Origin of the sequence: Agathobacter ruminis, from assembly GCF_002735305.1 — a bacterium.
GTDB classification, from domain to species: Bacteria; Bacillota; Clostridia; order Lachnospirales; family Lachnospiraceae; genus Roseburia; species Roseburia ruminis.
Window position 1 is genome coordinate 1 of sequence record NZ_PDYG01000067.1, and the last position, 1,539, is coordinate 1,539.

General features: G+C 35.7%; 1 protein-coding gene. It reads right to left on the minus strand.

Annotated elements, in window-relative coordinates; translation table 11 throughout:
- Window positions 1–61 precede the first annotated feature (61 nt).
- Window positions 62–1,482 (minus strand): IS3 family transposase gene (locus tag CSX02_RS08620; RefSeq protein ID WP_242970451.1). Its coding sequence is split into 2 segments (ribosomal slippage): window positions 62–996 and window positions 996–1,482, totalling 1,422 coding nucleotides; the frame shifts between segments, so codons are not numbered across the junction.
- Between the last annotated feature and the right edge of the window lie 57 nt (window positions 1,483–1,539).

The window sequence follows — 1,539 nt, forward strand, 5'->3', positions numbered from 1 at the left end:
TGAGGTGACCCCAAAAAGTTAGACTTTTTAAGCGTAGCAGTTTTTGGCTGCTACGCTTTTTTTATGCAGCCAAGAGGCTGAGCCTGTATTGAACAGGACTCATCCATCCTAGTTTCTCTTTAATTCTTTGTTCATTGTAATACTTTATATATCGCTCGATTTCTGATTTTAATTCTTCATAACTGTAATAAACAACACCATAATAGATTTCTTGTTTTAGTAGCCCAAAGAAGTTTTCCATAACTGAGTTATCGTGGCAATTTCCTTTTCTGGACATGCTTTGGAAGATTCGTTCTTCCTTAAGTCGATGTGAATAAGCTTTCATTTGATAAGCCCATCCTTGATCCGAGTGGAAGGTTCTGCGATATGGACAATCCGATGTTATCTTAATCGCTTCATCCATAGCGTCCATCACATTTTTGGCCGTTGGACGTTTATCAATTCTAAAACTAAGAATTTCTCCATTAAACATATCCATAAATGGGTCAAGATATAGTTTTTTCATTACCATATGACCTTTTGAATCAATCTCGTAGTATTTAAACTCTGTTGTATCGGTTGTTATCTTTTGATGAGGTATGGATGTGTTAAAACGACGGCGTATCCTATTAGGCGCGACAGTTCCAACCTTACCTTTATAAGAACTATATTTACGGCTTTTTCGAGTGAATGAAGTGACCTGTAAATCAAGTTTTTGCATAATTCTTTGTACTTTCTTTTTGTTGATACAGTATCCCTGATTTTTAAGCTCTCCTAACATTCGACGATAACCATAATCCTTATTAACCTTTCGAATCTCCAACATCTTTTCTTCAATTTCTTTGTCTGGATTTTCTCTATCAAATCTTTTTTGCCAATACATGTATGTTGCTTTAGGCATTCCGGTATAAGAGAGAAGGTCTTTTAGTCTGAATTCTCCTCGGAGGCTGTTGATGACGAGCGCCGTTCTCTCATTTTTGCCTCGTCCTCTAAACGCAGCCTCCTCAGTTCTTTTAAAAAAGCATTTTCGATTCTTAACTTAAGAAGCTCATCTTCCAATTCTTTTACATGCTCAGCACTGGTATCAATTGTTTTTTCTTCTACTTCTTGAGATTTATTATTTATCTTAGACTTGTCCAAAGTTTTCTTCCGCCCTTTCTTGTGTGGCCTCAAAGCATCAGGACCAGAAATGTGAAAGCGATTAACCCAGTTTGTAATCATACTTGGATTAGTAATTCCTTCTTGCAGAGCTAAATCCTGATACGAGATTTCACTTGATAAATATAACTCTACTACAGAAAGTTTCTTTTCAAAAGAATAAAAATCTTTTTTTCTAGAAGGTTTTAACCCTTCATCACCAAATGTATTATAGTTGTCCACCCATAGTTTGACTTTACTTTTATTTGGAATTCCAAACCTTTTAGCAAGATAACTATAGCCGCCCTCTCCGTTAAGATATGCGTTTACAACATTCTTTTTAAATTCAAAGGAATATTTGGACATAAAAATACCGACCTCCAATCGTTAGATTTTTTGGTCTAACTTTTGGGGGTCGGTACA